This is a genomic window from Bacillus cereus group sp. BfR-BA-01309 (assembly GCF_022664315.1).
In the GTDB taxonomy this organism is placed as follows: Bacteria; Bacillota; Bacilli; order Bacillales; family Bacillaceae_G; genus Bacillus_A; species Bacillus_A mobilis.
Map to the genome: position 1 here is coordinate 79089 of NZ_JAKUHE010000008.1, position 25294 is coordinate 104382.

Consider the following 25294-nt stretch of genomic DNA (forward strand, 5'->3'; position numbering starts at 1 on the left):
AGGGATTTTTTAAGGGGAAATCGAATCGTAAAGGGGAGGATAAATTATCTAAACATAGGGGGATTTATATGAAAATGAAAAAGGTCGCTATCGCATCGATAACAATTGGTACAATGCTTACTATGGCAGCTTGTAGTCCTTCAGCAGATAAAGAGAAAGACAAGAAAGAACAAGTAACAGCGCAAAATGAAGGAGAAGCAAAAACGACAAGTGCAGATGAGACGTCAAAAACAACGAAAGATAATGAAAAAGAAACAAATACTTCTTCAAATGAAAAAACAGATAAAGATGCAAAAAATACGAAAGAATCATCAGGAACAGAAAGTAACGGCAAAACGTCATCTCAAAATGAGAATGTGAAAACAAAAGAAAAAGAGACGACAGGAAAAACGAATGATCAAACGACTAGTGGAAAAACGACAGATCAAAGTACAAGTACAAACTCAAACGGAAAAACAACGAAAGATCCGAAGAAAAGCGTAGCTGTGAAAACAAATGTTAAAGAAGTTGCTGCATTAATTGAAAGCTTAGACAAGCAATTAGCTGCAAACCCTAAATTAGAAACAGTAAATAAACTTGGAAAACAAATTAATGAAAAGTGGGATGTAATCGAGAAAGAGTTAGAAGCATCACACCCAGCTGAATCTAAAACAATCGGACAAAGTATGTATCCGTTAATTGTAGGAGCGGAGAAAGAAAAAATAGATATTACTAAAATGAAGTCATTAACGACGAAAACGAAAAAAGATTTAAATCAATTATTGACGAAACTTTCGTAGCTTCAAAAGCCTACTTTTGTGAGTAGGCTTTTTTTATAGTGAGAGTGTCAGTAAAGTTTATGGGAATCCTAACGAAAAAGGATGGTGATAAAAATGACAATCGATCGAGTTTGTACAATTGGGCCAGCAAGTAATAATAAAGACACGTTAGCGCAGTTAATAAACAATGGCATGAAAATAGTACGGTTGAATTTATCACATGGCACGCATGAAAGTCATAAAGATATTATTCGTTTAGTCAAATCGCTAGACGATTCTATTAAAATTTTAGGCGATGTACAAGGTCCTAAAATAAGGTTAGGTGAAGTAAAAGGAGAACAAATTACACTTCAGGCGGGAGATTCTTTTCTTTTACATACGCAACCAGTTACAGGGAGCAATAAGGAAGCAAGTGTGGATTATGAAGGAATCGTGAATGATGTGAAAGTTGGCAGTAGAATTTTAATTAATGATGGCGAAGTTGAGTTAATCGTTGAAACGGTAAGTGCGGATAAAATAGAAACAAAGGTCAACACAGGTGGTAACATCTCATCTCATAAAGGGGTGAACTTACCAGGCGCAATCGTTAGTTTACCGGCTATTACAGAGAAAGATAAAAAAGATATTCAGTTTCTTTTAGAAGAGGATGTTGATTTTATTGCATGTTCTTTCGTAAGAAAACCTAGTCATATAAAAGAAATACGGGATTATATACAACAGTATAAAGAAACATCACCTAATGTAATTGCAAAAATAGAAACGATGGAAGCAATCGAGAATTTTCAAGACATATGTAAAGAAGCAGACGGAATTATGATTGCAAGGGGCGATTTAGGAGTAGAGTTGCCGTATCAATTTATTCCGCTCTTGCAGAAAATGATGATTCAGGAATGTAATCGAACGAATACATATGTTATTACAGCGACACAAATGCTTCAATCAATGGTAGATCATTCTATTCCAACAAGGGCTGAGGTAACTGATGTGTTTCAAGCTGTACTGGACGGAACGAATGCTGTTATGCTTTCTGCTGAAAGTGCGTCAGGCGAGCATCCGATTGAAAGTGTAAAAACATTACGTCTCGTTTCTGAATTCGCTGAGCATGTGAAAAAAGACGGGCCTTTTGTGATGAAAGATGTATTGGAATTGCTGCATAAGTCTCTAGATGAGTGATAATTAAAAAGAGGGCGGATATGCATCCGCCCTCGTGTTTTACATTCCTATTCTTCTTGTTCTTGCTCATCCAAAATTTTATCAAAAGCAGCAGATACTTTATCAAACTCTTCATCATTTTCAATGTATGAAAACTCATTATCTTCTTCTACTTTTAAAAAGAAAATATCAATGTCTTCCTCAGATTCTGTTTGAATGTCCTCTACGAAGGCAACTGCGATATATTCAGCACCTTCGACATCCATCGCTCCAAGTACTTCTACTTCCTGATCCTCATTATTCTCATCACTAAGTGTAAACACTTCGCCAACTTCAATATCAGACATATTCATTCTCCTCCTGTTCAACTCTAAATAATAGAGCGTTTAAACTGCATACATACTAATATATCTTTCCATGAAAAATCAATTTCATACATAAGAAAAATCAAATTCTATGTCTTTAGTATGAGTATCCATCAATTAGGAGTATTATTTTTTTGCGTGCTATATGATGAAATTCATTCTGTCCATAGCTTGTCTTGTTATATCTCACAGTCACTACCTGATTAATCATTTGTTCACATATTCTAATCAACCATTTCCCAAAATTGAGTTGCTGCTGTAGAGATTCGTTGGTTTTTTAACTTTACTATTACAGGCTCTAGATGGAAATCAAATTGTTCCAATTCCAAAAGAGTTGTATGTGCTAAAAATGGTGATGTGTAATCCATTCTTGGAATAATGGATAAGCCGAGTCCTTTACTAACAAGTGCTACAACCATACTTATATCTTTACACTCGATAATGATATTTGGCTGGACTTTGTATGTATGAAACGCTTTGAGTAGGTTTTCATTGAATGATAGTCCTTCCATTGCTCCGAGCATAATAAATGGGAACTGCGTAATCTTTTCAATCGTTACATGTTGTGATGGAAATGATGTTTCCCAACTTGCAGGGATAATTACAGCGATTGGCTGTTTTTTTAATGATTTTAGCTCATAGTGTTCACTATTTCCTAATCGCAAAAGTAGGGCAATATCAATTTCTCTTTGCTCTAGTTTTTTTAATAATTCTTCTGAATGTCCTGTTACTATGTTTATTTTCACATTAGGGTATTGTGTTCTAAACATACTAACGTAGTCAACGAGCATATTCGAACATGTAGAAGATACACCGATATTTATAGTCCCGCCGATACCTTGTTCAATTTCTTGAATTTGCTGCTTTATATCTTGCACTTGCATTAGCATTTGTGTGGCATATTCGTATAGTATTTCACCTGTTTCTGTAAGCTCCCATTTCTGACGATATCGATGAATTAAAGTTGTGCCAAGATCAGTTTCGAGCTTTTTTAATAATTGACTAAGTGGTGGTTGCGCGATATGGAGCACTTCTGCTGCTTTCGAAATACTTCCTTGTTTCACAATTTCTTTGAAGTAATATAATTGCCTGAAATCCATTGTATCTCTCCATCATATGTTTTTTCGTATGATTAGTTTATCATATATATATTTTTCATATGTTGAAATTGACGTTATATTTAATTGTATAGCTATAGTCTGTATATTAATAACGTCAACTAGGAGTGAGAGATAATATGAATCATTGGAACAGAACCTTGAGGCGCATCCTCATGTATGTGCTCGGGTTATTTTTTATGTCAATTGGCATTAGCATGTCGATTCAAGCAGGATTTGGTGTATCGCCTGTATCATCATTAGCATATGCAAGTACATTAACAATCGGTTTATCGGTTGGTGTGACAATGGTGCTTGCAAATATTTTATATATTATTATTCAAGTCGTATTAAGTAAACGAATGGAGTTCAATGAATTTGTAAGTCAATTTATTATTTCGTTTTTATTTGGATTCTTCATGGATGCAACGCTTTACCTTGTACAACTTTTGCCTCTACCTGAAACGATCTTTGCTCGAAGTGTATATTTGATTGTTAGTTTATTTGTTATAGCAGTCGGTTTAATGGGCTATACAACAGCGAAACTGCCATTAATGCCGTATGATGCGTTAACGTATGCCATTAGTGAAAAATTCAATTTGAAATTCGGTAAAGCAAAAATTTTGAGTGATGTAATAAACATTTGTGTAGCTGGTATCATCTGTATCGTTTTCATTCAATCGTTAGGTTCAATTGGGATCGGTACACTCATTTCCGCCTATTGTATCGGCAAAATTTTAGGGTGGATGATACCGTATTATCAACCGACACTTCATCGATGGGTATTTAATACAGAGAAGGCCGCTTAGACTATATCCTTCAAATCTCTAAAAGGTGATAGTGATAAATCTATGATCTTATCAATGAAAAAACGCAATTCTTTCTATGAAATGATAGGAAAGAATTGCGTTATATATTATTGTTGTGACAAAAAGAGTGATTTGTTGAAAAACATGTACTTTTAATATTCAACTCAATATGAATCACAAGCTTCTTTTTTATTTGTAGAAGCAGCATCTAATAAAAGGAAAACGGCTGCTATAAAATGTAGAACCAGTTCTATATAAGGAAAGAAGGCAAATAGGGTAACGATAATACCGATAGAATGAGGATACGTATTCATGCCTTCTTTTTTAGCCAATAAAATAGTAGTGATATGTAAAGCAATCAATAGTAGTAAAGGTATCCCATAAAGGTTAACACGACTTAGAAATAAAAAACAAAAAGGAATCAATAAAAGATGATAGATCCCTGTGGTCCACTTTAGTGCTTGTATGTAAATTTTCAAAGTAAATCCTCCTAAAATCATTCATATCTATATATTACCAAAATTAATAGGTGATTGGATATTAAATAATTGTGGTTTTTAGTAGAATATAATTATTTTATGTAAACTAATTGTTTTCTTATCTATAAAATAGAAAAACCACCCAAACGAGGGTGGTTCGTATTATAAATAACTATTTAAAGAAGAAAGGGGAACCTTCACCTCACTACCTTCCTTCATATTCCGCAGCATAACGGCTTCTGTACTAATTTCTTCTTCCCCAATAATAAGCACATAAGGGATGTTTTCTTTATTGGCATAATTAAGGGCACGTTTTAATTTGCGTCCTGCTAGTTCGAGTTCGACTTTTAGGGAAGTGGTAGCACGTAATTGCTGGGCAATTTGTAAGCATTGTAATTCTGTCCCGAGTGGGATGATAAATATATCTGCTGTAGATGATATTGTTTCTTTCTGCGATAGTGCTGTATAAATAACGTCTAAACCGAATGAAATACCAACTGTTGGATAGCTCATATTATCACCACGGAATGCCCCGATAATATTGTCGTATCGACCGCCGCTACCGATGCTGGATGTAATCGATCCATCTTTTAAAAAGATTTCATATACGGTGCCTGTGTACATTGTAAGTCCTCGCGCTAAAAATGGATTGAATATAGCATTCTCATTTATTCCAAGGGCGATTAAATATTGCTGTAATTGTTGTAATTCGTTTACTCCTTCGGCAACGAGTGGAGTATTGAAAGCTTCTTTAAAGTCAGTAATTGTAAGCTTTAGACAAGATAAAACGGTATTGCATATCGTATCAGCCATTTCTTCAGAACTTCCGCGCTCTAATACATCTTTTCGTACACCATCAATCCCAATTTTTTCGATTTTGTCTAATGATAAAATGATGTCACTCGTTCGTTCAGTAGGGATGTTAATAGACTCGAGAATACCATTTAACAATTTTCGGTTATTATATTGGATCGTTACTTCTAAGTTTAACGTTCGGAACAGTTCAAACGCCATGCTCATAAGTTCCGCTTCTGCCATGACAGATTCTACACCGACTATATCAACGTCGCATTGTATGAACTCACGAAATCTTCCTTGTTTAATTGGCCCATCTCGAAAGACTTTTCCAATTTCATACCGTTTAAAAGGAAGGCGGATGCTCGGATTCATTGCCACGACTTTTGCGAATGGAATTGTTAAATCGTAGCGTAAGGCAAGTTCACGTTTTCCTTGATCCTGAAGCGTATATATTTCTTTTAATATTTCATCGCCGCCGCCGTACTTGTAAGACATAAGTTCATACATATTTAACGTTGGTGTTTCTAACGGTTTACATCCGTATCGTTCAAACGTATCTTCACAAGCTCTTTTAATTTTATTTCGTACCACCTGTTCCTCTGGTAAATAGTCTTTCGTTCCTTTTACATTTTTCATTTCCATTATAATCACTCCTTTTTAAATTAAAAAAAGCTATGCGGGTATAAAAATACCCACATAGCTTTATGAACGCTTCGTGGGTCAACAGGAAAAGCCCTGTACCCACGAAGAAAAATTTTTCTTCGGATACACGGCGTTACGTATGATGATGAAGTTGGAAAGAAGTATTAAAATTTCGCATTACGAATCTCTCCTTAACATAAGTTTTTCCAAATTATATCAGATGATTTTTGAATTATCAATATTTTTAGTTTTGAAATATACGTGAAGTTATGTAGGAGAAATGGAAAAGAGTGTATAATAAAACTTAATAATATGAAATAACCTTTTAAGGAGACCGCTATGAAAAAAGATAAAACAAATGCGATGCGAATATTAGATAAAGAAAAGATCGAATATTCGATGATGTCATATGATCCGGAAGATGGAAAAATTGATGGTGTATCAGTAGCCGAGAAAATTGGACGAGAAGTGAGAGAAGTATATAAAACGTTAATCGCTCAAGGGAATAGTAAAAATTATCATGTGTTTATCATTCCGGTAGATGAGGAACTAAATTTAAAAGCTGCTGCAAAAGCGGTCAGTGAAAAGAAGATTGAGATGATTCCTGTAAAAGATATTACGAAAGTATCAGGATATATTCGCGGTGGTTGCTCACCAGTCGGAATGAAGAAGTTATTTTCTACATGCATTGATGGGAGTGCTCAATCGCTTGAAACGATGATAGTAAGCGGCGGGAAGATTGGTATACAAATTGAGCTGAAAGTGGATGACTTGGTGAAAGTTACGAGAGCGCAGTTTGGTGAAATAACGAAATAATTATACATAGGGAAAGAAGTTTTAGTTTTATTAAATTTAGATAAAGATTTTAGGGTAATTAGTCCGTTTTGTTTTAGAAAGGTGTAGATTTTTTTGAATACAAAATTAATCATAGTAGAAGGGCTTCCTGGCTTTGGGAAATCCACCACTGCAAACTTGCTTTACGATATTCTAATTGAAAAAAATATTGACGTTGAGTTAGTTCTTGAAGGGAATCCAGACCACCCTGCTGATTATGATGGGGTATCTTGTTTTGATAAAAGTGAATTCGAAAGTTTGTTAGTGAATAGTGGTGATTTTAGGGCAGTAATTAGTGATAGAGCCACGAAGCGTGAAAACAATTATGTATTGCCATATAAAAAAATTAAAAATGAATACAGCTCTAATTTTCCTGAAAGTTTATTAAATACCATTTTCAAAAACGATATATATGAATTACCGTTAGAGAGGAATATTGAATTAATAACTGAAAAATGGGAGGATTTTGTTGAAATAGCCAACAACGAAAATAAAATTTATATTTTTGAATGTTGCTTCATACAAAATCCATTAACAATCGGAATGGTTAAATATGGTGAAAAAAAAGAGAAAGTTATAAGTTATATTAATGCATTAGCGAAAATCATAGAGAAATTAAATCCAGTATTGTTTTATATAGAACAAGAGGATTTGGAATTTTCATTCAGAAAGGTATTTAATGAAAGAGATCAAGAATGGTCTGCTGGATTTATTGAGTATTATACAAATCAAGGGTATGGGAAAATGAAAGGCTATCACGGTTTAGACGGAACAATTAAAGTTTTAGAAGCAAGAAGAGATATTGAACGAGAAATATTTAATATGTTAAATATAAAAAAGACAAAAATTGATAATTCACAGTATGAAGCTATCAAATATAAGTCAATGATAATTGAAAAATTGAAATCACTTGAATTTCTAGATTAATGTAGTGCTTTAGGTGAGCAAGAAACTAAGAATTTTTAACTTCCACTTTCTAAAATATATAAATAAACTAATCACTGGATTCTCATAGAAAACGGTGGTGAGATAAAAGTTTTGATTTTGCAGCACTTCAAAATCTTAGCTAGATGGCTATGTATCGGATCCCACAATAAAAAGGCAGGAACATATCAAATATGTTCCTGCCTTTGATTTTATCCCGGGTAGTAAGACCCCCGCCTCAAAATTCAGCGGAAGCAAAGAAGTTAAGTGGGGGGCGGGCTGCCAGTATTTTGGAAAAATCTCACGCTAAGAGTATGCAAGATTTTATACAGTTTTTTGGCTAATCCAGTAACAAACAAGAACGCTAAAATCGCGTTAGGATAGGAATGTATAAAAAATGTATAGATTCATAGAACTAAAAAAAGATTCCCTTGTGAGAGCAGGGTTCTCCTTTTTCCTTACTACTGATAACAGGACGTTATGTTAACTTCACATGTATATAATATACAGGAAAAATTTTCTTATAAGCGCATTATCTAAGTGATACAATTAGGAAAAGGGAGGTATATGTATGAAAAAGGGTTCTATAAGAAGAATATTCCTGAAGGAATGGACGTTTACTCTGGTACTGATAACAATTTTCCTTAATGTTTATATCCAAAAAACAGGTATAGCACACATTTCCCTTCTCAAATTACTGTTTATTCCGATTATCTTTATCGTTGCTCATTTCAGAGATAAGAAATTTGCAAAGTATGCAAGTTAAGCATAGGAGGGGGCACCAACATTTCGCGAATTTTGTAGGCTAAGGCATAAGGTAGTCATTGATTGAAAAAATTTCGTAGGATTTTATAAATACAAAAACCCACGAGGAATATTCTTTAAAGGAGAGTAATTACTTTATGTTAAGAGAATGGATAAATAAGGTGAAAGAACCTAAGTGTATTCATAAATATAACTTTATTAAAACTCAAGATAGTGAAAATTTTAAAACAGGACAGATCGGTACAGCTAGTTTTTATAAGTGTGAAAAGTGTGGAAAAGAAAAGATTGAATATAAATATAACAGTGATATAAATAGTGACTATTGGAATATATAAGGTAAATTGTTTAATGAAACGGAGATTTACTAATATTAATTATTCACTATCAAAAATGAAAAAAAGATTGCTGTAATACTAAAAATTAGCTTCCTATAACGAAAATTATGCAAATGAGCTGTACACTGGATTCTCATAGAAAACTGTGGTGAGATAAAATTTTTGATTTTGCAGTACTTCAAAATCTTAACTAGATGGCTATGTATCGGTACCCACAATAAAAAGGCAGGAACATTTCAAATATGTTCCTGCCTTTGATTTTAGAGAGATGTTTCCTAACAGTTGATTTTGTTAACGAAAGTCGACTTTAAATCCATATTTTGTATAGAATATAGTACATATAATAAAAGTATGAGGTGATACAGTGAGAGAGATTCAGATTCATAAAATTATTGCGGATAAGAGAAAAGAAAAGGGAATTACACAGGAAGAGTTAGCGGCGTATATCGGTATTACGAAGGCATCTGTTTCCAAATGGGAGACAGGGCAGAGTTATCCGGATATTACATTTTTACCATTGTTAGCATCGTACTTTAACATAAGTATTGATGAACTAATCTGTTATACACCGCAAATGAAACAGGAAGATATTAAAAATTTATATCATCGACTAGCGGAAGCTTTTAGTGAAGAACCGTTTGATAAAGTAATGATAGAGTGCAGAGAAATGATTAAAAAATATTATTCTTGTTTTCCGTTATTACTTCAAATGGGACTACTTTTTATAAACCACCATATGTTAACAGAGGATACGGATAAAAGAATTGAAATTTTAGAAGAGGCAATGTCTCTTTTTAGTAGGGTGCAGGAAGAAAGTGATGATGTTTCTCTTGTGAAAGAGGCGGTAACGTTTCAAGCAACTTGCTATCTTATACTCAATAGACCAAATGAGGTGCTTCAATTACTTGGCGAAACGATACGTCCTAACGTCCCAGCGGAAGATCTAATCGCACAGGCGTATCAAATGCTTGGAAATACTGAAAAAGCGAATGAAATAATGCAAATTAGTATGTATCAACATTTAATACAACTCGTTGCAACAATACCGAATTATGTAGTAGTAAATGCTTCAAATGCTGAAAAGGTAGAGATAATCTTAAATAGAGCTTTCATGTTAATAGATATATATGAAATAGAAACATTACATCCCAATATGACTTTAAAAGTATACTATGCTGCTGCACAAGTATATTGCATGCAAGGGGATTTTGAAAGGGCATTAGAAATGCTACGGAAATATGCATCGGTTTGTGCGTCTAGCTTTACAATAAATAGCCTGCATTTACACGGCGATTCCTATTTTGATGCGATTGATGGATGGTTTGCAGAATTTCCGCTTGGCGCTAAAACGGTTAGAAATGAGGATATTATAAAGCGAAGCATGTTACAAGGTATTGCAGAGAACCCCATTTTCGCATCTATGAAAGATGTAAGAGAGTACAAAAATATAATAGCGAGTTTGAAATTTAAATTGGATATAAAAGAATAGAGGGAGGACAAATATGATGACCTTTGACGAATATGAAGTAGCGATAAATAGTGAATATACTTTGCGCGGTACGATTACTAAACCGAAAGCTGACGGGAAGTATGCTGCTGTTGTCATTATCGCTGGATCTGGAGAAATTGATCGTGATGGAACGATTGTACCGTTAAAGCTTGCGTCGAATATATACAAAGATTTAGCACATGTAATAGCGAGACTTGGAGTAGTAACGCTCCGCTTTGATAAGCGCGGGGTAGGAAAGAGTGAAGGGGAATTTCAGAAGACTGGAATGTGGGATTTAGTTAATGACATAGAGGCTATGATTACGTATGTAAAAGAACAACCATTTGTTGATCCGGAAAATATCATTTTAGCTGGTCATAGTGAAGGGTGTATGTTAGCAACTGTAGTTAACGCAAGAACATCAGTTAATGGACTCATACTTCTTACAGGAGCTGCGGAATCGTTAGAAGAGGCTACGAAAAGACAAAGAGAGATTATATATAAGGAGTTGAAAGAGCAAAAAGGAATAAAAGGAAAGTTAATGCGTCTTCTCAATATTGAGAAACGAGGAGAAAAGCAGGCGCAAAAAGCAACAGAGAAAATGGTAAACTCAAAAAAAGACATTGTGAAAATTGGTTTTAAGCCAATGAATGCAAAATGGCTTAGAGAGCATTTTCAACATGACATTTATAAAGATTTAATGAAAGTAACGTGCCCAGTATTAGCGATTGCTGGTGATAAAGACTTTCAGACGAACCCTGAAAAAGCGAAGCGAATTGGTGATTATGTACAAGGTGATTCTGAAGTACATGTAATAAAAAATATGGATCATACCTTAAAATATTTTAAAGGTGATTTTAAAGCGTTACAATTTAAAAAGATTTATACGGAAGGTGCAGATAAGCCGCTTCATCTAGAGTTGGAAGGAATAATTGTGAATTGGATGGATGCGCGTTTTATCTCGCATAAGAGTCCTACATCAACATGAAGTGAATATGAGGGAGATGGAAAGGAGAGTAACTGTCTGTAAAAGACGGATTAGCTTAGATTAATAATAAGTATAAGTTCTTTAGTAGTTCCAAGCATATCTCCCTGACCGTAAATTCTATAGTAAGATAATAAGCTTTTATTATTAGATTGCTATAGTAAATCCTCTTAATCAATTCAATATACTACTAAATTCTGTATAGGGGTGTTTATATAAGGTTCGAAGTATAAATTCATATTCCGCTTCAAAACTTTTATCTAAATCAATATAGGTTTAGGCTCAAAGTAAAGTTAGAACAATTATATAACCCCCTATAAATAATCCAGGCTATTTAATATTAGGAGGAAGCCAACTATACACATAATCCATGACAGAGCTGATCCTGAATGATTAGCGATTTTCATTCGAAGCCTCTCGAGAGGTTTTTGCATCCATCGACCAAATAGGAGATAGAGGAGAAACAGCAAGAGAGAGGGCAATACCATGATAAAGTTGTATCCAGCTAAAATAGAAGACCATTCTATCCATGATAGATTAGAAGTAGTTAATATGCCGATTGCTGCAAAATAAGGAAATGCAGTTCCCGCTTCAATTAATGTAGTAGTGAATCCGAGCGCAATTATTGAAAGAATGCTATTTGATTTTGGTGAAGGGAGCTTTGAACTTTTCTTTGGTGGAATATAAAAGCTTGCGATGAATAATAGGGATCCAATAATAAAGAACGTCCAGCTTACGATTCGGTTTTGAAATACGCCAGAAATAATCTCAAATAAAAAATTTAATCCCAGCATGAGTGAAACTCCAACAGCAAAATAACATCCAACAACCGTCAATAAATAAACGAGTAAACGTTTCGTGAGACGCTCTTTATCTGTTAAAAGTAGATATATTGTTACTCCTATTGTAGTAGGGCTTAGCGTGTCCAATATAGCTAATCCGCCTATAAGGAGAAGTTGTTCTGCATTCATTTCTCGTTCCCCCTTATTTCGGCTCAGTATTATTTTTTTCAGTCATAAAAATGGCATATGCCTCGTTCATAAACTGAAGCACATCTTGATCGATTGGATATAAACTAAGTTTCTCTGATTGTTTGGGAGACATTCTTATCTCCCAAAGCTTGTTTAGAAATTCATCCTCACCTTCAAATTCTTCTAAGCGTTTTTCCTCCATTCTTCTTATGATATTTTGAACTTTTGTTGCCTTTGGACCGTCCTTCATATAACGCTTTAACTGGCCGATGAGAGCAATCCATTCAAGTGAATCAGAACAGTCACTTGCCATTTTAGGAACCTTTTCCAATAGTTTTATTTCTTTTTCTTTAAATACAGATTCGCGATAATACTGTTGTATATCTTTATCTTTGCTGGATAATTGCATAATCTTCTGAATCGCAATCCAGCTTTCTTCCCCTTCTATCGCAATACCATTTATCAATTCCCGTAAGGATAATTCTATTTTCTTTAAATGTTCCTGCTCTTTTATTACGTAAGATAATTGACTCTGTAAACTATCCGACCAATCCCATTCATTGAAATCGAGCATATTTTTAATCTCTTGCAACGGAAATCCAACTTTTTTTAAAAATTGAACTTGCTGTAGTTTTTTTATTTCTTCATTTGTATATAAACGATGGCCACCTTCTGTTTTTGATGCTGGTTTTAATAATCCGATTTTATCGTAATAACGCAGTGTCCTTACTGTAACACCAGTCAATTCTCCAACTTTATTAATGTGTATCAACTGATAAACCTACCTTTCTGAACGTTAAGGTTTTATTGTTAACGATTATTTTCTTCATACCACATCTATTCTTCTTTACTAAAAAAATTTTTAAGTAAGTAGCCTGTTCCTAATCCAATTAGTACACCAGGAAATGCATGATCCAATGTCAGTCCGATACCTGCACCTATAATGACACATCCATAAATAATAATATCGCCTTGTTTCATCTAAAAACCTCCTATTTTCTAATTTCTTTAATGAAATTGCTAAATAGTAGCTACTTAACAGTATATAAAATGACCCAACGTCAACTTCAAGTGTTTTTGATTTTTATTAATACATTTATATATACTTTGAACTAATAGGGATTAAACAAAAAAGGATTGATTATAATAATCAATCCTTTTTTGCATGCATTATTACTATAAGATAACAATGAAGTGATAGGGGGAGAGAGTTACATAGTTTTAATACGGCCCCCACTCAATATTCACACCAATAATAAGAAAAATAAGTCCGATAATAAACCAAATGAATGCAAGTGGAGCCATGAATCGAATCCATTTTCCGTAAGAAATGCCGCTCGCTGCGAGTACGCCCATTAAAACACCGGAAGTTGGATTGAGGCAGTTCACTACACCTTCTCCAAGCATAACAGCCTGTACTGTAACTTGGCGTGTAATGTGCATGAAATCAGCTAATGGAGCTAATATCGGAATGAAAATAACAGATTCTCCTGTCCCGGATGAAATGAGGAAATGTAATGCGGCACTACTTACATACATACCGATAACACCAAATACAGGGCTTTGTCCTTCGAGAGATTGTGCGAGCTGATTCACAATTGTATCAAGTAATTTGCCTTGTTCTAGAATGACTGAAATACAACGAGCCATTCCGACGATTAAAGCACCGTATATGAGATTTTGGCAGCCTGCTAGAAAAGTAGAAGCGATATCGTTCGCTTTCATGCCGCCTATTATTCCCGCTGTAATTGCTATGAAAATAAAAGTAGCGGTCATTTCTGCGTCTGTCCAATGTAGACGGAAAGCACCTATTAAAAATGCAATTAATGATAAAGCTGAAACGAGTAAAATTAATTTATGACGTATTGTCCAAGGAACTTCTGTTTTCTCTATTTCTTTCTCACTTGAAAGAGCATTACTTGGAAACCAGTTGTCTCCGAGTATGCTTCCTTTATTCGATTTTTTTAATCGTTTTACATACCAATTAATATATAAAATGGTGGCAATTAAAAAAGAGATATAGATTGCTGTGCGTAAACCAATTCCCGAAAACATCGGAAGTTCTGCGATTTTTTGTGAAATGCCTAAAGGTGAGGGAGATAATATAGTAGCATTAAAACCAGCATAAGTGCCTAAGTAAATAATTGCTACGCCGACGATAGCGTCCCATTTTAATGTACGTGCAACGATGATGCCGATGGGGATAAAGCCGATAACTGAGTTAACGATAATGCCAGTCGTTCCGAGAATAGAAAAGAGTGCAGCGACAATACAAATGAAAAGTAATTGCTGATTACGAAACTTGTTAATCACATGATAGATTAAACCGTCAAGAGCACCTGTTTTTTCAAGAATGGCAATAGCTCCACCTGTAAATAAAATTAAGAAGATGATAGGAGCAGCAAGCGTCATTCCTTTTTCAATAGCGGTAAAAAAAGAAACAAATCCTACTGGCGATTGTGGAACAGAATGATAACTTCCTGGTATTGTCGTTGTAACAGTACCATTTGTAACTCTTTTAAACTCTCCAGCAGGAACGAAATATGTAGCTATTGCACAAAGTAAGGCAATAAAAAATAGTAGTACGTACGCGTCAGGCATTTTAAATTTTCGTTTGCTCGGCTGCTTTTTTACCTCGGTCTGTAGTTGCATAAAATCCCTCCTTTTTCACTTGGTTAATTTTTAATATTCTGAAATTTATCTGTGAAATAGATTATAATAAAGGTGGCTTCTTAAGGCAATAGTTTTTCTGTCCTTTTCTTACATATACAAATTCTTGCAACATTAGACAGGGAAACGAAAATAATCAAAGAATATGTTATATAGAAAGAATAAGGAAAAGAGGGAAAAAGATGTGGAAAACTACCGATCTATGTGATGAGTTTGAAAAGGAATTACAAATATGTCGCCAGTCTTTTCGGTCGTTTGGGAAGAAGGAACAGTTTTACGGGAAAATTGCAACGGTAAAGGTGAAGGATGATAATGTACTAGTGAAGGAAGGATTGCAAACACTACCAGAAGGAACGGTATTAGTTGTTGATGGCGGAGCGTCTACGAATTGTGCGTTACTGGGCGATAATTTGGCAGCTATTGCGGAGGAAAGAAAGCTGGCAGGGATTATTGTAAATGGATATGTTCGTGATTCTAGTGAACTAAAGAATATTAATATTGGTATTTTAGCGTTAGGGACGATGCCAAATAGAAGTGTAAAAGAGGGAAAAGGAGAGCGGAATATTTCGTTGCAATTTGGACGAGTAGAATGGAAACCGAATGAATATGTGTATGCGGATGAAGATGGCGTCATTATTAGTAAAAAGAGTTTGCATCGTTAAAGGTTAGTAAGTTACTATTCTTAGAAAATAAATCCGATAAAGCATGGACAAAATTCTTTGTCAATAGTAAAATAATACAGAAATTTAAAATTAACAGAATGTATAGGTTTATCGTTTTACGATAACTGAAATGGAAGTAAGTTGTGCCTAGAAAAGTGAATGTTATCACAATGATACGTTCATAAACAAAATTATTTTTCCTATACAAATATAGCCGCGAATGATGCGGGTCGGAGGTGTTGCACAGTTTGTTCGACACTTACAAAAAAAGAGTGTCAATTGCACGCCCTTGAAGGGCCTTTTTTTGTGTGAATAGTAGTAAGGGAGGAAATTTTGGGATGGCAATGTTGAAAAAATGGCTGCTTACGTCGTTAATGGCAGTTACACTTGTATTTGTTTCTTTTGCGAATACAGTACATATTACGTTTGCTGAAGGAAATACAGCAAAACTTGCAATTGTTGGTGAATCACAAAAGGGCATTATGTTATGTCCGAAAGAAGAGCAGATTACAGATGGGGAAACAGCTTTAAGTTTGCTGCAAAAAGTCATGGGGGACAAAGTAACAGCAGAGACGATGTCTTTTGGAACGTATGTTAAAGGCATTGACGGCTTAATGGCTGGGGACACAAGTGGCTGGTTGTATGATGTAAATGATAAATCTGCAGAAGTTGGAGCAGATAGTTATAAATTAAATGCTGGAGATGTTGTTGTCTTTCGTTTTGTTGCAGACTGGAGCAATATGAGCCAGGAAACATTACAGCAAACATTAGATAAATTTGGTACTTGTAAAACTGTAGAAGAACCAAAGACAGATGATCCAAAACAAGAAAAACCAGAAGAACCAAAGACAGATGATCCAAAACAAGAAAAACCAGAAGAACCAAAAACGGATGATCCAAAACAAGAAAAACCAGAAGAACCAAAAACAGATGATCCAAAACAAGAAAAACCAGAAGAACCAAAAACAGATGATCCAAAACAAGAAAAACCAGAACAACCAAAGCAAGAGAACATTCAAATTCCAGCAGCGCAAGTAAATGACGCGATCTCTAAGACGTCTGAAAAGATGTTACAAGATGGAATTGAAAGTGATTGGGTAGCTTTAGGCCTTTCTCGTTCTGGAAAGAATGTTCCAATTGAGGCGAAATTAAATTATGTTAAATCGGTAACTGAAAAAGTAGAAAAACGCATTAACCGTTTTTCAGCGACAGATTTAGCTAGAACGATTATTATGATGAATGCAATGCATGCAGACCCTACAAAGGTAGGCGAACATAATTTAGTTCAAAAATTGTACGAATCAGATAAAGTAAATTCTGTTACAGGTTATACATTTGCTTTACTTGCATTTGATACGAAGAAATATGAAGTTCCAGTGAATTCAAAATGGAATCGAGTTGCTTTAGTTGATGCGCTTTTAAACGCGCAACATACAGATGGCGGCTGGACTTACGATAGCGCAAGCAGTAAAGACAGTGCTAGTAGCGTTGATGTAACAGGTATGGTTTTATCAGCATTAGCTCCTTATCAAGATCGACCAGATGTGAAGCCAGCTGTAGAAAAAGCTGTTGCCTATTTATATAATGAACAACTAGAAAATGGTGGTTTTTCTGCTGATGGACAAGAAAATTCTAATAGTGCTGCGCAAGCGATTATTGGATTATCACTTGTTAAAGATGTAGATCAACATCGTCTACATAAGGCAATGCAAAATCTACTATCATACCAACTTCCAAATGGTGAATTCAAATGGTTACCAAGTGATAAAAACGGTAGCGGAATGGCTACAGAGCAAGCATTCTTAGCTTTACTTCAGTTTAAAGACCTTGGGAAATCGATTTATGACTGGTCAAATGTATCTGTTCCTGAAATCGATACGAAACCAAATGTGGATTCAGAAAATGTTGTAGTAGAAAAAGAAGTTACTGAACAACCACAAGAACAAAAACAAGTACAACAGGAAACGAAAGATGACACGCTAAAAGTTGTTGTCGATAATGAACCGGTTAAAAGCAAAAAGTCAGGAAACGGTAGTACGTTACCAAAAACAGGAGCATCTTCTCATAGTGCAGCTACAGAAGTAGGTATGGGTGTATTATGTATTGCTTCTGCATATGTATTATGGAGACGTAAAGCAGCTTAACAAAAATTAGGAGCAATCATTTGCTCCTAATTTTTAATATGAAAGGTGAGAGACAACATGAGTAAGATGAAGTGGTTTATTTCTTTCATGCTTTCACTTGGGCTACTTGCCGGATGTGAAGAGGCAGCTGTAAAGCCTGAGAAGAAAGTAGAACCAAAGCAAGAAGAGGTAGCAAAACAAGAAGAGAAAAAAGATGAAGTGAAACCGGAAGAAAAACCGGCTGAACAAGAGAAAAAGCAGCAAGAAGAGCAGAAAGAGAAGCAAGAACAAAAAGTAGAAGAGAAGCCAAAAGAAGAAAAGCCACAGGCACAACCGGAAGTAAAGAAAGAAGAGAAACCTCAGGAACAGCCTGCTGTTAATAAACAACAAGAGCAACAAAAAGTACAAGAAGAGAAACAACAAGAGCAACCAAAAACGCAAGAAGTAAAAGAAGAAGCGAAGGTTGTGAAGCAACCGAAAGAAACACCGAAGCAGGAGCAGAAGGTTGATCCGAATAAAGAGGAGAAAACGATACCGACTCCGCCCGTTCCAAAGCCAGTGCCACCTAAACCAGATACAGTACCAGAACCAACTAAACCACAAGCAAAACAAGTCACTATCTCAGTAAAAGGTAATGAAGGATACTTATTAGGTGCGAAAAAGGTTGATGTACAAGAAGGCGATACTGTTTATAAAGTATTGCAACGTACAGGTTTAGATGTGGATGCGAATGGATCTAAAGGCGATATTTATGTAAAAGGGATTAATGATTTATATGAAAAAGATATTACAGCTACTAGTGGATGGAAATATCGTGTGAACGGTGCGTTTCCGAACCATAGTGCAGGTGTAGTAACAGTTAAACCAGGAGATACAATTGAGTGGGTGTATGTACTAAAATAAGAAAGGCATTCGGTAAAGGACTATGAAAATAAGTTTTTCTTCTTTACATCCTTTTGTGAATTTTTTCTATTATATCGGGGTGATGATACTATGTATGATGTGTCTTCATCCTCTTTTTTTAATTGGAGCGATACTCTTAATTGTTATAATAAATATAATGCAAGGGAATAGCGAAAAGATAAGAAAGATGTTACCGGGCACAATCATTTTCTTTTTTATGGTCATTTTATTTAATTCGTTATTAACGCATAGAGGTCGAACTACATTATTTTGGTTAGGTGATAGCCGTATTAAGCTTGAGGCGATTATGTTTGGAGTAGTAATGGGGTTATTACTAGTTGCGATTATGTTTACGTTCGCTTCGTATAATGATATTATTTCGAGTCATAAATTTTTATATTTGTTTTCTAGAATTTCACCGAAAGTAGCATTGTTAACGATGATTACAGTGAGGTTTGTTCCTTTGTTTATGAGGCGATTACAGAAAATAACACTCGTCCAAAAAACGAAAGGTGTACAAGTAGATGCAGGTTCAATTGTAGAACGCGTGAAAAATGGTATGCAATTGCTGCAAGTATTATTAATTTGTTCGTTAGAAGATGCGCTGCAAACAGCAGATTCTATGCAAGCTCGTGGATTTGGTGTGACGAAGCGTACGACATATATTCGGTATAGAATGGAAAGACGAGATTGGTATACGCTCAGTTATTTAAGCATTCTACTTATCATTGCTATTATATGTAGTACGTATGGCGGAGGAAAGTTAATCATTTATCCGAAAGTCGAATCTATTCTATTTCAGCAATACGATGGAATGATGTTCGGAGTATTTACGATGTTTATTAGTTTACCAATTATAATGGAAGGAAGGGAATGGGTATGGTGGCGCATGCAGAAATAAATAATTTATCATTTGTATATGCTGATGAAAACGAATATGCGTTACAGCATATTTCTCTTTCTATTCAAAAAGGAGAGTTTATTACACTTGCTGGAGGATCAGGATCTGGAAAGACGACTTTATTAAAACATTTTAAAAAAGGGTTACTTCCGATCGGTACACGTTCAGGAGAAATTTTTTATGATGACGTTTTATTAGAGGAAGTACCAGATCTATTATCTGCACAAGAAATTGGTATGGTATTTCAAAATCCAGAAAATCAGCTCGTAATGGATACAGTGATTCAAGAATTAGCATTTTCTTTAGAGAATGTTGGATTACCATCACATATTATTCAAAAACGAATAGCAGAGCTCATTAGTTTCTTAGGATTTCAAGATTTATTGCACCAATCTGTTCATACGTTATCTGGCGGGCAAAAGCAGCTTGTCAATTTAGCGGCTGTACTAGTTATGCAGCCGAAATTATTATTATTGGATGAACCAACGGCGCAGTTAGATCCAATTGCAGCGAAAGAATTTTTAGGATTGTTAAAACGTATTAACGAAGAACTTGGCATTACGATCGTTTTAAGTGAACATCGTTTAGATGAAGTGATACCACTTGCTACGCGCGTTATTTGTATGAATAATGGCCAAATCGTGTATGATGGAAATCCTAAAACGGTTATAGCGAACATGTGGGAAGTTGAAAAGTTCCGTCCATTTATTCCGCAAATTCCAAGACTGTTTTTAGAGTGGAATGCGAAAGATATTCCGTTTACAGTGCGAGAAGCGCAAATGAAACTGAATAACTTGTCAGCGATATCATATGTGAATGAGCCAATCGCACAAAGTGAAAAGCACGAAGTTATTTTAAGTGCAGAGCATATTTCGTTTCAATATGAAAAAAATAGTCCACTTATTTTACGAGACTTAACCGTATCGATTGAAAAAGGAAAATGGGTAGCTCTCGTTGGGAAAAATGGTACAGGTAAATCTACACTGTTAACGATTTTAGCGGGATTGCAAAAAGCGAGAAGAGGGAAAGTAAAGTGGAATGGGAAAGTGATACATAAAATTGATTCGAAAGAACGATTTAAAAGGATCGGGTATGTATCACAACATCCATATTATCATTTTACATTTGATACAGTGTGGGATGAGGTGTATGAACGTGCACGTGAATTATACGGAGAACAAGGAAAAGAAATAGCAGAAGATACGCTAAAACAGTTTTGGTTGTACGCGCTTAAAGAACGCCATCCGCACGATTGTAGCGGGGGTGAGCAACAACTACTCGCGTTATGTACGACGTTATTATCAAAGCCAACTTTATTATTACTGGATGAACCGACAAAAGGATTAGATCCATGGAAGAAAGAAAGAGTAGGAGAGCTATTTAGGAGGTTACAACAAGAAGGTACAACTATTGTAATGGCAACGCATGATATTGAGTTTGCAGCAAAATACGTTGATCAATGTATGATGTTATTTGACGGAGCGGTTATTATGAATGATGCACCGAAAGAATTTTTTAGTGGTAATTTCTTTTATACAACATCTATCAATCGATTCATTCGAAAAGAGTTGCCATATGCATTAACGTGGGAGGATGTGTACGAAGCGTGTCCAAGCGATATGTTGCATTCATAATATGTATTTTTGCAGTAATAATAGGCACATTACTCTTTACTACACTTATCATGGATGGTTACTACATGTTAAGTAGTTTGTTTTTATTAGTTGTTATTATGTTACCGTTTTATATCCGCTTTGAAAGAAAGGCGTTTGTTTCACGTGAAATTGTTCTCGTTGCTGTGTTAGCAGCAATTGCAGCAGTTAGCCGCGTACCATTTTCTCTTTTACCAAGTGTACAACCGACTTCTTTTGTCATTATCGTTTCTGCAATTGTATTTGGAAGTGAAACTGGTTTTATGATCGGTGCAACAGCTGCGATTGTATCTAACATCTTTTTAGGACAAGGTCCGTGGACGCCGTGGCAAATGTTTTCGTGGGGGATGATTGGTTTTATAGCTGGATTATTACGTAATACATTTTTAATGAAAAAGCTATGGGGAAGATTACTCTACGGACTGTTTGTTGGATTTTTATTTGGCTGGATTATGAACTTATGGGGGCTTCTCGGGTTTATACGTGAGGCAACGTGGGAAGCAGTCGTTTCATATTATATTGCAAGTTTTTATTTCGATTTGAGCCATGCGATTTCGAATGTTATTTTCTTACTATTATTTAGTACGTCTTGGATTACGATTCTTACAAGATTCAAAAAGAAATATGGCATATTAGATAAGCATAACATGGCATAAAAAAGCATATTCATATAAGGTAGGGTCGCGACTTACATATTCGTTTGCCTCTTTCATGCTTCTTACATATTGTAAGGAGCATTTTTTATTGTCAAAAAATCGATTCAATATACTTCCGTTATTATATGAAATTATTTGTATAATAGTAGGTGAGAACTATTTTCAAAAGGGAGGTGTATAGTTAATGAAGTTAGTTATTCCGAAGCAACACGGTGCATGGGCCATGCTCGTTATACCATTTCTATTAAGTGTCATACTTGGGAAACCTACTATGTATCATATTCCATTGTTTTTAGCTTGGTTCTTTATCTATTTAGCTACATATCCATTTCTTACGTACATAAAGCAAAGACGAAAAAAAGAGTATTTACATGCAGCGATTGTATATTTTATCATTGCTTTCGTATTTGGGATGATTTCTCTATTATATGAATGGCGCATTCTTTTATTCGTAGCAGTAATGATTCCATTATTTATAGTAAATATATATTACGCTCGTCAAAAAAATGAAAGAGCGTTACTAAATGATATTAGTGCGATTATTGTTTTCTGTATCGGTGGTTTAGTTAGTTATTATTTTTCAATGAAACTTATAGATAAAACAGCACTATTTATTGCGCTTATTTCATTTTTATATTTTTTAGGAAGTACGTTTTATGTGAAAACGATGATACGTGAGAAAAATAACCCGAAATATCGTTTTATATCATGGGGTTATCATATTCTACTAACAATCATCGTATTTGCTATCAATCCGTGGTGTGCTCTTATTTTTATACCGAGTGTCATCCGAGCAATTATGTTATACGGTAAAAAGATTTCTATTATAAAAGTAGGGATTTTAGAAATTGCTAATTCTGTATATTTTTTAATTATAACGGTAATACTTATGAAGTATGCCATTTGAAAAAGCTTCCCACCTTATGATGGGAAGCTTTTTCAATCTTGTTCTAAAATGTGAACCGTGTAATCACAACGTTGAATAGCTTGTTCGATCGCATAAAGGGATTGTTCAATCCGTGCGCGATTAAAATCTTTTTCAACGGTCTGTAGTGCTTCTTCTAAACAATGTTTTGCTTCTTGTAATGATTGAAAAGAATCTTGTACATATCCGCGGGCATTTTCGTGCATTTCATAATCCTCCTTGCATATTCATATATGTATAGTATGAACAGGGAGAGAGAAAATATTATTTGTTATATTTGTTTGACAATTAAAATGAAATTACGTATAGTAAGAATTAAGTGAATATTTTCTTATCCAGAGAGGTGGAGGGACTGGCCCGATGAAACCCAGCAACCGCGATGCAGGTGCTAATTCCAGCAGAACATATTTGTTCTGGGAGATAAGACGAAGATATATACGTAACTTCTTCTTATCGGAGAGGTTTTTTTGTTGCAAAAAAACCGATTACGAAAATTTATAGTAAGAAGAAAGGGGTTGCGCATTACTGTGACACTCGAAAAATACGTAAAACTGCGTAGTACAGTTTATGAATATATGATAGAGCAAGATAAGCCAATATCATTGTTAGATATTCAAGAACATATCGTTTCGCATCATGAAGGAAAATTCACGAAAAAGATGTTACATCAATTTTATTTATCAAGACTATTAGATGAACTAAAACTGGATGGGAAAATTACATTAGCTGATGAATATCTCTATACTGAAAAAGGGGTATTTTATAAGGCGAGAAAAGGGAGCTAAGCTCTCTTTTTTTTGAAGTATGTAGAGTAAAAGACTGCTTAAGCAGCCTGATACAAGGGAATGGTGTTGAGTGTGTAGTGTCAAAGATTGAATGTGCCTGAAAGAGGCACTTCATATCGGCTGCAAATGAAAAGAGACACCTCCGCCGAATAGGTGTCAGTCGTTTTGTCATATAGACTTGCTATTTGACAGTTATTAGAATAACATGCAGGGGTTATGGAAGTCAAAAGGGAATTAAAGGAAGAGGTGTTGTTATGTACGCTTACTTATTACAGGATATAACGAAATGGATTCCTAAGTACATTTTGGATAAAGGGTATGAATATTATGAAGAGGGACATGTAGAAGATGTGGAAATACAAGACAAGAAAATATTTGCTTTCGTTACTGGAAATGCAGGAAACTATGAAGTAATTATTGATCTCGAAGATTTTACAGAAAGTAGCTGCGAATGTCCATATGAAAACTATTGCAAGCATATGGCCGCAGTTGTTTATGATATTCAAGGTGCTGGTAAGAGTACGGTGAAAGAGAAACTGAAAGATTTAGACAAGGAAGAGTTACTTACCGTATTAAATCGTTTATTACAAAGTTCGAAAAACGTGCAAATTGTAGAGAAGATGTTAAAGAAGGGGAAACTTTAACTTATAGAGGGAGCTGTTTTGTAGTGAATGTACTAATTGTATACGCTCATCCTAGTCCTTCCAGTTTTAACGCGGCGATTTTAAAGCATGTGCAAAAAGGATTACAAAAAACTAATCATTCGGTTACGGTACTTGATTTATATAAGGAGCAATTTGATCCAGTCCTTGTATTTAATGAGGAGAAAAAAAGACGTGATTTAGTAAATGAAGAAGAAACAGCTCGGTACAGAACGTTAGTGGAAGAAGCAGATACGTTTCTCTTTATATATCCAGTATGGTGGTGGGGGATGCCTGCTATTTTAAAAGGATTTATTGATCGCATTTTCGTTGCTGGATTTGCTTATAAATATGAAGGTGCTTTGCCGAAAGGCTTATTGAAAGGTAAGAAGGCATGGGTAATTAATACGTTAGATTCACCATTATGGTACGTCGCACTATTATATCGATCAGCAGATTGGATTATGATGAAGAGAGGTGTGTTACGTTTTTGCGGCATTCGCGATATAAAACGATCTGTTTTTCAATCTGTGAAAACGAGTAAAGTAGAGAAGCGGGAAAAGTGGTTATTACAAATAGAAGAAAAGGCTCGTACGTTATGAATGAAATGGAACGTATTATAAATTGTTGTCAGTATGATAATGAACTTTTTCGTACATATATTAATTGTTTAATCCAATTGAAGAAATGTAGTGAAATGTTTCAACAAATACAGATTCAATTAAGAAATGATTATTTAATAAGAGGGATTTGTGAAAGAGAAGTGGATGAGGTAGTAAGAGGAAGTAAAGAATATGAAACGTATTTTCTTCCTAAAGCGTTACAGTGGAACTTCCTTAAAAACAATCCACATTTAATTGAAAAAGTATGTGAAGACTTTTTTGCATTTGAGGCGTTATATCTTACGGAGATAGAGTGGGAGGACGCAATAAATTGCGTGGGAAATAAGTGATTTATTATGTAAAAAAGCTAG

At 34.9% G+C, this 25294-nt stretch carries 28 protein-coding genes and 1 riboswitch; of the genes, 19 read left to right on the forward strand and 9 right to left on the reverse strand.

Going from position 1 to position 25294, the window contains the following annotated elements; translation table 11 throughout:
• The first annotated feature begins 68 nt into the window (after positions 1-68).
• Both MR115_RS16405 and MR115_RS16410 read left to right on the forward strand, forming a co-directional pair.
• Positions 69-779 (forward strand): hypothetical protein, encoded by a 711-nt coding sequence (locus tag MR115_RS16405; RefSeq protein ID WP_242242001.1) that lies wholly within the window; start codon positions 69-71, stop codon positions 777-779.
• An 81-nt stretch (positions 780-860) separates the two neighbouring features.
• On the forward strand, positions 861-1931 hold the full coding sequence (locus MR115_RS16410) for a pyruvate kinase (RefSeq protein WP_242242002.1): 1071 nt from the start codon (positions 861-863) through the stop codon (positions 1929-1931).
• A gap of 47 nt (positions 1932-1978) precedes the next feature.
• On the opposite strand, the gene MR115_RS16415 is transcribed toward MR115_RS16410, so the two are convergent.
• The gene (locus MR115_RS16415; RefSeq protein ID WP_073515676.1) at positions 1979-2263 is read right to left on the reverse strand and encodes a DUF1292 domain-containing protein; all 285 of its coding nucleotides are present in this window, start codon (positions 2261-2263) and stop codon (positions 1979-1981) included.
• 236 nt (positions 2264-2499) lie between these two features.
• A complete protein-coding gene (locus tag MR115_RS16420; RefSeq protein ID WP_242242003.1) occupies positions 2500-3375 on the reverse strand; it encodes a LysR family transcriptional regulator in 876 nt (291 codons plus the stop codon).
• Positions 3376-3512: 137 nt separating this feature from the next.
• On the opposite strand from MR115_RS16420, the gene MR115_RS16425 reads away from it, so the two are divergent.
• On the forward strand, positions 3513-4181 hold the full coding sequence (locus MR115_RS16425; protein WP_242242004.1) for a YczE/YyaS/YitT family protein: 669 nt from the start codon (positions 3513-3515) through the stop codon (positions 4179-4181).
• A 164-nt stretch (positions 4182-4345) separates the two neighbouring features.
• On the opposite strand, the gene MR115_RS16430 is transcribed toward MR115_RS16425, so the two are convergent.
• Both MR115_RS16430 and MR115_RS16435 read right to left on the reverse strand, forming a co-directional pair.
• The gene (locus MR115_RS16430) at positions 4346-4660 is read right to left on the reverse strand and encodes a hypothetical protein (protein WP_242242005.1); all 315 of its coding nucleotides are present in this window, start codon (positions 4658-4660) and stop codon (positions 4346-4348) included.
• A 162-nt stretch (positions 4661-4822) separates the two neighbouring features.
• Positions 4823-6100: a histidine--tRNA ligase gene (locus MR115_RS16435; protein WP_242242006.1), complete on the reverse strand. Its 1278-nt coding sequence runs from the start codon at positions 6098-6100 to the stop codon at positions 4823-4825.
• Positions 6101-6439: 339 nt separating this feature from the next.
• Between MR115_RS16435 and ybaK the strand changes: the two genes are divergently transcribed.
• The 5 genes from ybaK (at position 6440) to MR115_RS16460 (ending at position 11435) form a co-directional block, all read left to right on the forward strand.
• Positions 6440-6916 carry a Cys-tRNA(Pro) deacylase gene (gene ybaK, locus MR115_RS16440; RefSeq protein ID WP_242242007.1) on the forward strand — a complete coding sequence of 159 codons (477 nt, stop codon included), beginning with the start codon at positions 6440-6442 and terminating at the stop codon, positions 6914-6916.
• A 93-nt stretch (positions 6917-7009) separates the two neighbouring features.
• The gene (locus MR115_RS16445; protein ID WP_242242008.1) at positions 7010-7861 is read left to right on the forward strand and encodes a P-loop NTPase family protein; all 852 of its coding nucleotides are present in this window, start codon (positions 7010-7012) and stop codon (positions 7859-7861) included.
• 899 nt (positions 7862-8760) lie between these two features.
• Positions 8761-8958 (forward strand): hypothetical protein, encoded by a 198-nt coding sequence (locus MR115_RS16450; protein WP_098604868.1) that lies wholly within the window; start codon positions 8761-8763, stop codon positions 8956-8958.
• Positions 8959-9322: 364 nt separating this feature from the next.
• Positions 9323-10447 carry a helix-turn-helix domain-containing protein gene (locus MR115_RS16455; RefSeq protein WP_242242009.1) on the forward strand — a complete coding sequence of 375 codons (1125 nt, stop codon included), beginning with the start codon at positions 9323-9325 and terminating at the stop codon, positions 10445-10447.
• 13 nt (positions 10448-10460) lie between these two features.
• Positions 10461-11435 carry an alpha/beta hydrolase gene (locus MR115_RS16460; RefSeq protein ID WP_242242010.1) on the forward strand — a complete coding sequence of 325 codons (975 nt, stop codon included), beginning with the start codon at positions 10461-10463 and terminating at the stop codon, positions 11433-11435.
• Between the two features lie 311 nt (positions 11436-11746).
• Here the strand turns inward: MR115_RS16460 and MR115_RS16465 are convergent, their stop codons facing one another.
• The 4 genes from MR115_RS16465 to MR115_RS16480 all read right to left on the reverse strand — a co-directional run bounded on the left by MR115_RS16465 (position 11747) and on the right by MR115_RS16480 (position 15055).
• The gene (locus MR115_RS16465; protein ID WP_242242011.1) at positions 11747-12403 is read right to left on the reverse strand and encodes a GAP family protein; all 657 of its coding nucleotides are present in this window, start codon (positions 12401-12403) and stop codon (positions 11747-11749) included.
• A gap of 13 nt (positions 12404-12416) precedes the next feature.
• On the reverse strand, positions 12417-13175 hold the full coding sequence (locus MR115_RS16470) for a MerR family transcriptional regulator (RefSeq protein ID WP_242242012.1): 759 nt from the start codon (positions 13173-13175) through the stop codon (positions 12417-12419).
• Positions 13176-13240: 65 nt separating this feature from the next.
• The gene (locus MR115_RS16475) at positions 13241-13384 is read right to left on the reverse strand and encodes a hypothetical protein (protein ID WP_242242013.1); all 144 of its coding nucleotides are present in this window, start codon (positions 13382-13384) and stop codon (positions 13241-13243) included.
• 240 nt (positions 13385-13624) lie between these two features.
• Positions 13625-15055 (reverse strand): YfcC family protein, encoded by a 1431-nt coding sequence (locus tag MR115_RS16480; protein WP_242242014.1) that lies wholly within the window; start codon positions 15053-15055, stop codon positions 13625-13627.
• A gap of 200 nt (positions 15056-15255) precedes the next feature.
• Between MR115_RS16480 and rraA the strand changes: the two genes are divergently transcribed.
• From rraA to MR115_RS16515, 7 genes are all read left to right on the forward strand, one after another.
• Positions 15256-15735, forward strand: coding sequence for a ribonuclease E activity regulator RraA (gene rraA, locus MR115_RS16485; RefSeq protein ID WP_061679198.1), 480 nt, complete (start codon positions 15256-15258; stop codon positions 15733-15735).
• 338 nt (positions 15736-16073) lie between these two features.
• A complete protein-coding gene (locus MR115_RS16490) occupies positions 16074-17879 on the forward strand; it encodes a DUF4430 domain-containing protein (RefSeq protein WP_242242015.1) in 1806 nt (601 codons plus the stop codon).
• 57 nt (positions 17880-17936) lie between these two features.
• Entirely contained in the window at positions 17937-18761 is an 825-nt protein-coding gene (locus MR115_RS16495; protein WP_242242016.1) for a DUF4430 domain-containing protein, read from the forward strand.
• Between the two features lie 22 nt (positions 18762-18783).
• Complete coding sequence (locus MR115_RS16500; RefSeq protein ID WP_242242017.1) at positions 18784-19662, forward strand: energy-coupling factor transporter transmembrane component T; 879 nt, start codon at positions 18784-18786, stop codon at positions 19660-19662.
• Entirely contained in the window at positions 19635-21296 is a 1662-nt protein-coding gene (locus tag MR115_RS16505; protein WP_242242018.1) for an ABC transporter ATP-binding protein, read from the forward strand. The genes MR115_RS16500 and MR115_RS16505 overlap by 28 nt, the downstream gene beginning before the upstream one ends.
• Positions 21269-21970 (forward strand): ECF transporter S component, encoded by a 702-nt coding sequence (locus MR115_RS16510; RefSeq protein ID WP_098345562.1) that lies wholly within the window; start codon positions 21269-21271, stop codon positions 21968-21970. Before MR115_RS16505 ends, MR115_RS16510 begins: the two co-directional genes overlap by 28 nt.
• A gap of 184 nt (positions 21971-22154) precedes the next feature.
• A complete protein-coding gene (locus MR115_RS16515) occupies positions 22155-22877 on the forward strand; it encodes a YwiC-like family protein (protein WP_242242019.1) in 723 nt (240 codons plus the stop codon).
• 32 nt (positions 22878-22909) lie between these two features.
• Here MR115_RS16515 and MR115_RS16520 read toward each other — a convergent pair whose 3' ends face one another.
• Positions 22910-23101: a hypothetical protein gene (locus MR115_RS16520; RefSeq protein WP_000545000.1), complete on the reverse strand. Its 192-nt coding sequence runs from the start codon at positions 23099-23101 to the stop codon at positions 22910-22912.
• A gap of 122 nt (positions 23102-23223) precedes the next feature.
• Positions 23224-23322: riboswitch (SAM riboswitch) on the forward strand.
• Between the two features lie 40 nt (positions 23323-23362).
• On the opposite strand from MR115_RS16520, the gene MR115_RS16525 reads away from it, so the two are divergent.
• From MR115_RS16525 to MR115_RS16540, 4 genes are all read left to right on the forward strand, one after another.
• Positions 23363-23680, forward strand: a complete 318-nt coding sequence (locus tag MR115_RS16525) for a hypothetical protein (RefSeq protein ID WP_242242020.1) — start codon at positions 23363-23365, stop codon at positions 23678-23680.
• A gap of 254 nt (positions 23681-23934) precedes the next feature.
• Positions 23935-24324, forward strand: a complete 390-nt coding sequence (locus tag MR115_RS16530) for an SWIM zinc finger family protein (protein WP_242242021.1) — start codon at positions 23935-23937, stop codon at positions 24322-24324.
• 23 nt (positions 24325-24347) lie between these two features.
• Positions 24348-24923, forward strand: a complete 576-nt coding sequence (locus MR115_RS16535) for an NAD(P)H-dependent oxidoreductase (RefSeq protein WP_071725240.1) — start codon at positions 24348-24350, stop codon at positions 24921-24923.
• Positions 24920-25273, forward strand: coding sequence for a group-specific protein (locus tag MR115_RS16540; RefSeq protein ID WP_242242022.1), 354 nt, complete (start codon positions 24920-24922; stop codon positions 25271-25273). Before MR115_RS16535 ends, MR115_RS16540 begins: the two co-directional genes overlap by 4 nt.
• Positions 25274-25294: the final 21 nt, after the last annotated feature.

Bases quoted from the DNA above. Each gene is read 5' to 3' on its own strand.
- MR115_RS16425 (WP_242242004.1), top strand. From the start codon at position 3,513: ATGAATCATTGGAACAGAACCTTGAGGCGCATCCTCATGTATGTGCTC.
- MR115_RS16475 (WP_242242013.1), bottom strand. From the start codon at position 13,384: ATGAAACAAGGCGATATTATTATTTATGGATGTGTCATTATAGGTGCA.
- MR115_RS16500 (WP_242242017.1), top strand. From the start codon at position 18,784: ATGAAAATAAGTTTTTCTTCTTTACATCCTTTTGTGAATTTTTTCTAT.
- MR115_RS16530 (WP_242242021.1), top strand. From the start codon at position 23,935: ATGTACGCTTACTTATTACAGGATATAACGAAATGGATTCCTAAGTAC.
- MR115_RS16490 (WP_242242015.1), top strand. From the start codon at position 16,074: ATGGCAATGTTGAAAAAATGGCTGCTTACGTCGTTAATGGCAGTTACA.
- MR115_RS16410 (WP_242242002.1), top strand. From the start codon at position 861: ATGGTGATAAAAATGACAATCGATCGAGTTTGTACAATTGGGCCAGCA.
- MR115_RS16515 (WP_242242019.1), top strand. From the start codon at position 22,155: ATGAAGTTAGTTATTCCGAAGCAACACGGTGCATGGGCCATGCTCGTT.
- MR115_RS16520 (WP_000545000.1), bottom strand. From the start codon at position 23,101: ATGCACGAAAATGCCCGCGGATATGTACAAGATTCTTTTCAATCATTA.
- rraA (WP_061679198.1), top strand. From the start codon at position 15,256: ATGTGGAAAACTACCGATCTATGTGATGAGTTTGAAAAGGAATTACAA.
- MR115_RS16465 (WP_242242011.1), bottom strand. From the start codon at position 12,403: ATGAATGCAGAACAACTTCTCCTTATAGGCGGATTAGCTATATTGGAC.
- MR115_RS16435 (WP_242242006.1), bottom strand. From the start codon at position 6,100: ATGGAAATGAAAAATGTAAAAGGAACGAAAGACTATTTACCAGAGGAA.
- MR115_RS16420 (WP_242242003.1), bottom strand. From the start codon at position 3,375: ATGGATTTCAGGCAATTATATTACTTCAAAGAAATTGTGAAACAAGGA.
- MR115_RS16450 (WP_098604868.1), top strand. From the start codon at position 8,761: ATGTTAAGAGAATGGATAAATAAGGTGAAAGAACCTAAGTGTATTCAT.
- MR115_RS16495 (WP_242242016.1), top strand. From the start codon at position 17,937: ATGAGTAAGATGAAGTGGTTTATTTCTTTCATGCTTTCACTTGGGCTA.
- MR115_RS16415 (WP_073515676.1), bottom strand. From the start codon at position 2,263: ATGAATATGTCTGATATTGAAGTTGGCGAAGTGTTTACACTTAGTGAT.
- MR115_RS16405 (WP_242242001.1), top strand. From the start codon at position 69: ATGAAAATGAAAAAGGTCGCTATCGCATCGATAACAATTGGTACAATG.
- MR115_RS16505 (WP_242242018.1), top strand. From the start codon at position 19,635: ATGGGTATGGTGGCGCATGCAGAAATAAATAATTTATCATTTGTATAT.
- MR115_RS16540 (WP_242242022.1), top strand. From the start codon at position 24,920: ATGAATGAAATGGAACGTATTATAAATTGTTGTCAGTATGATAATGAA.
- MR115_RS16460 (WP_242242010.1), top strand. From the start codon at position 10,461: ATGATGACCTTTGACGAATATGAAGTAGCGATAAATAGTGAATATACT.
- MR115_RS16480 (WP_242242014.1), bottom strand. From the start codon at position 15,055: ATGCAACTACAGACCGAGGTAAAAAAGCAGCCGAGCAAACGAAAATTT.
- ybaK (WP_242242007.1), top strand. From the start codon at position 6,440: ATGAAAAAAGATAAAACAAATGCGATGCGAATATTAGATAAAGAAAAG.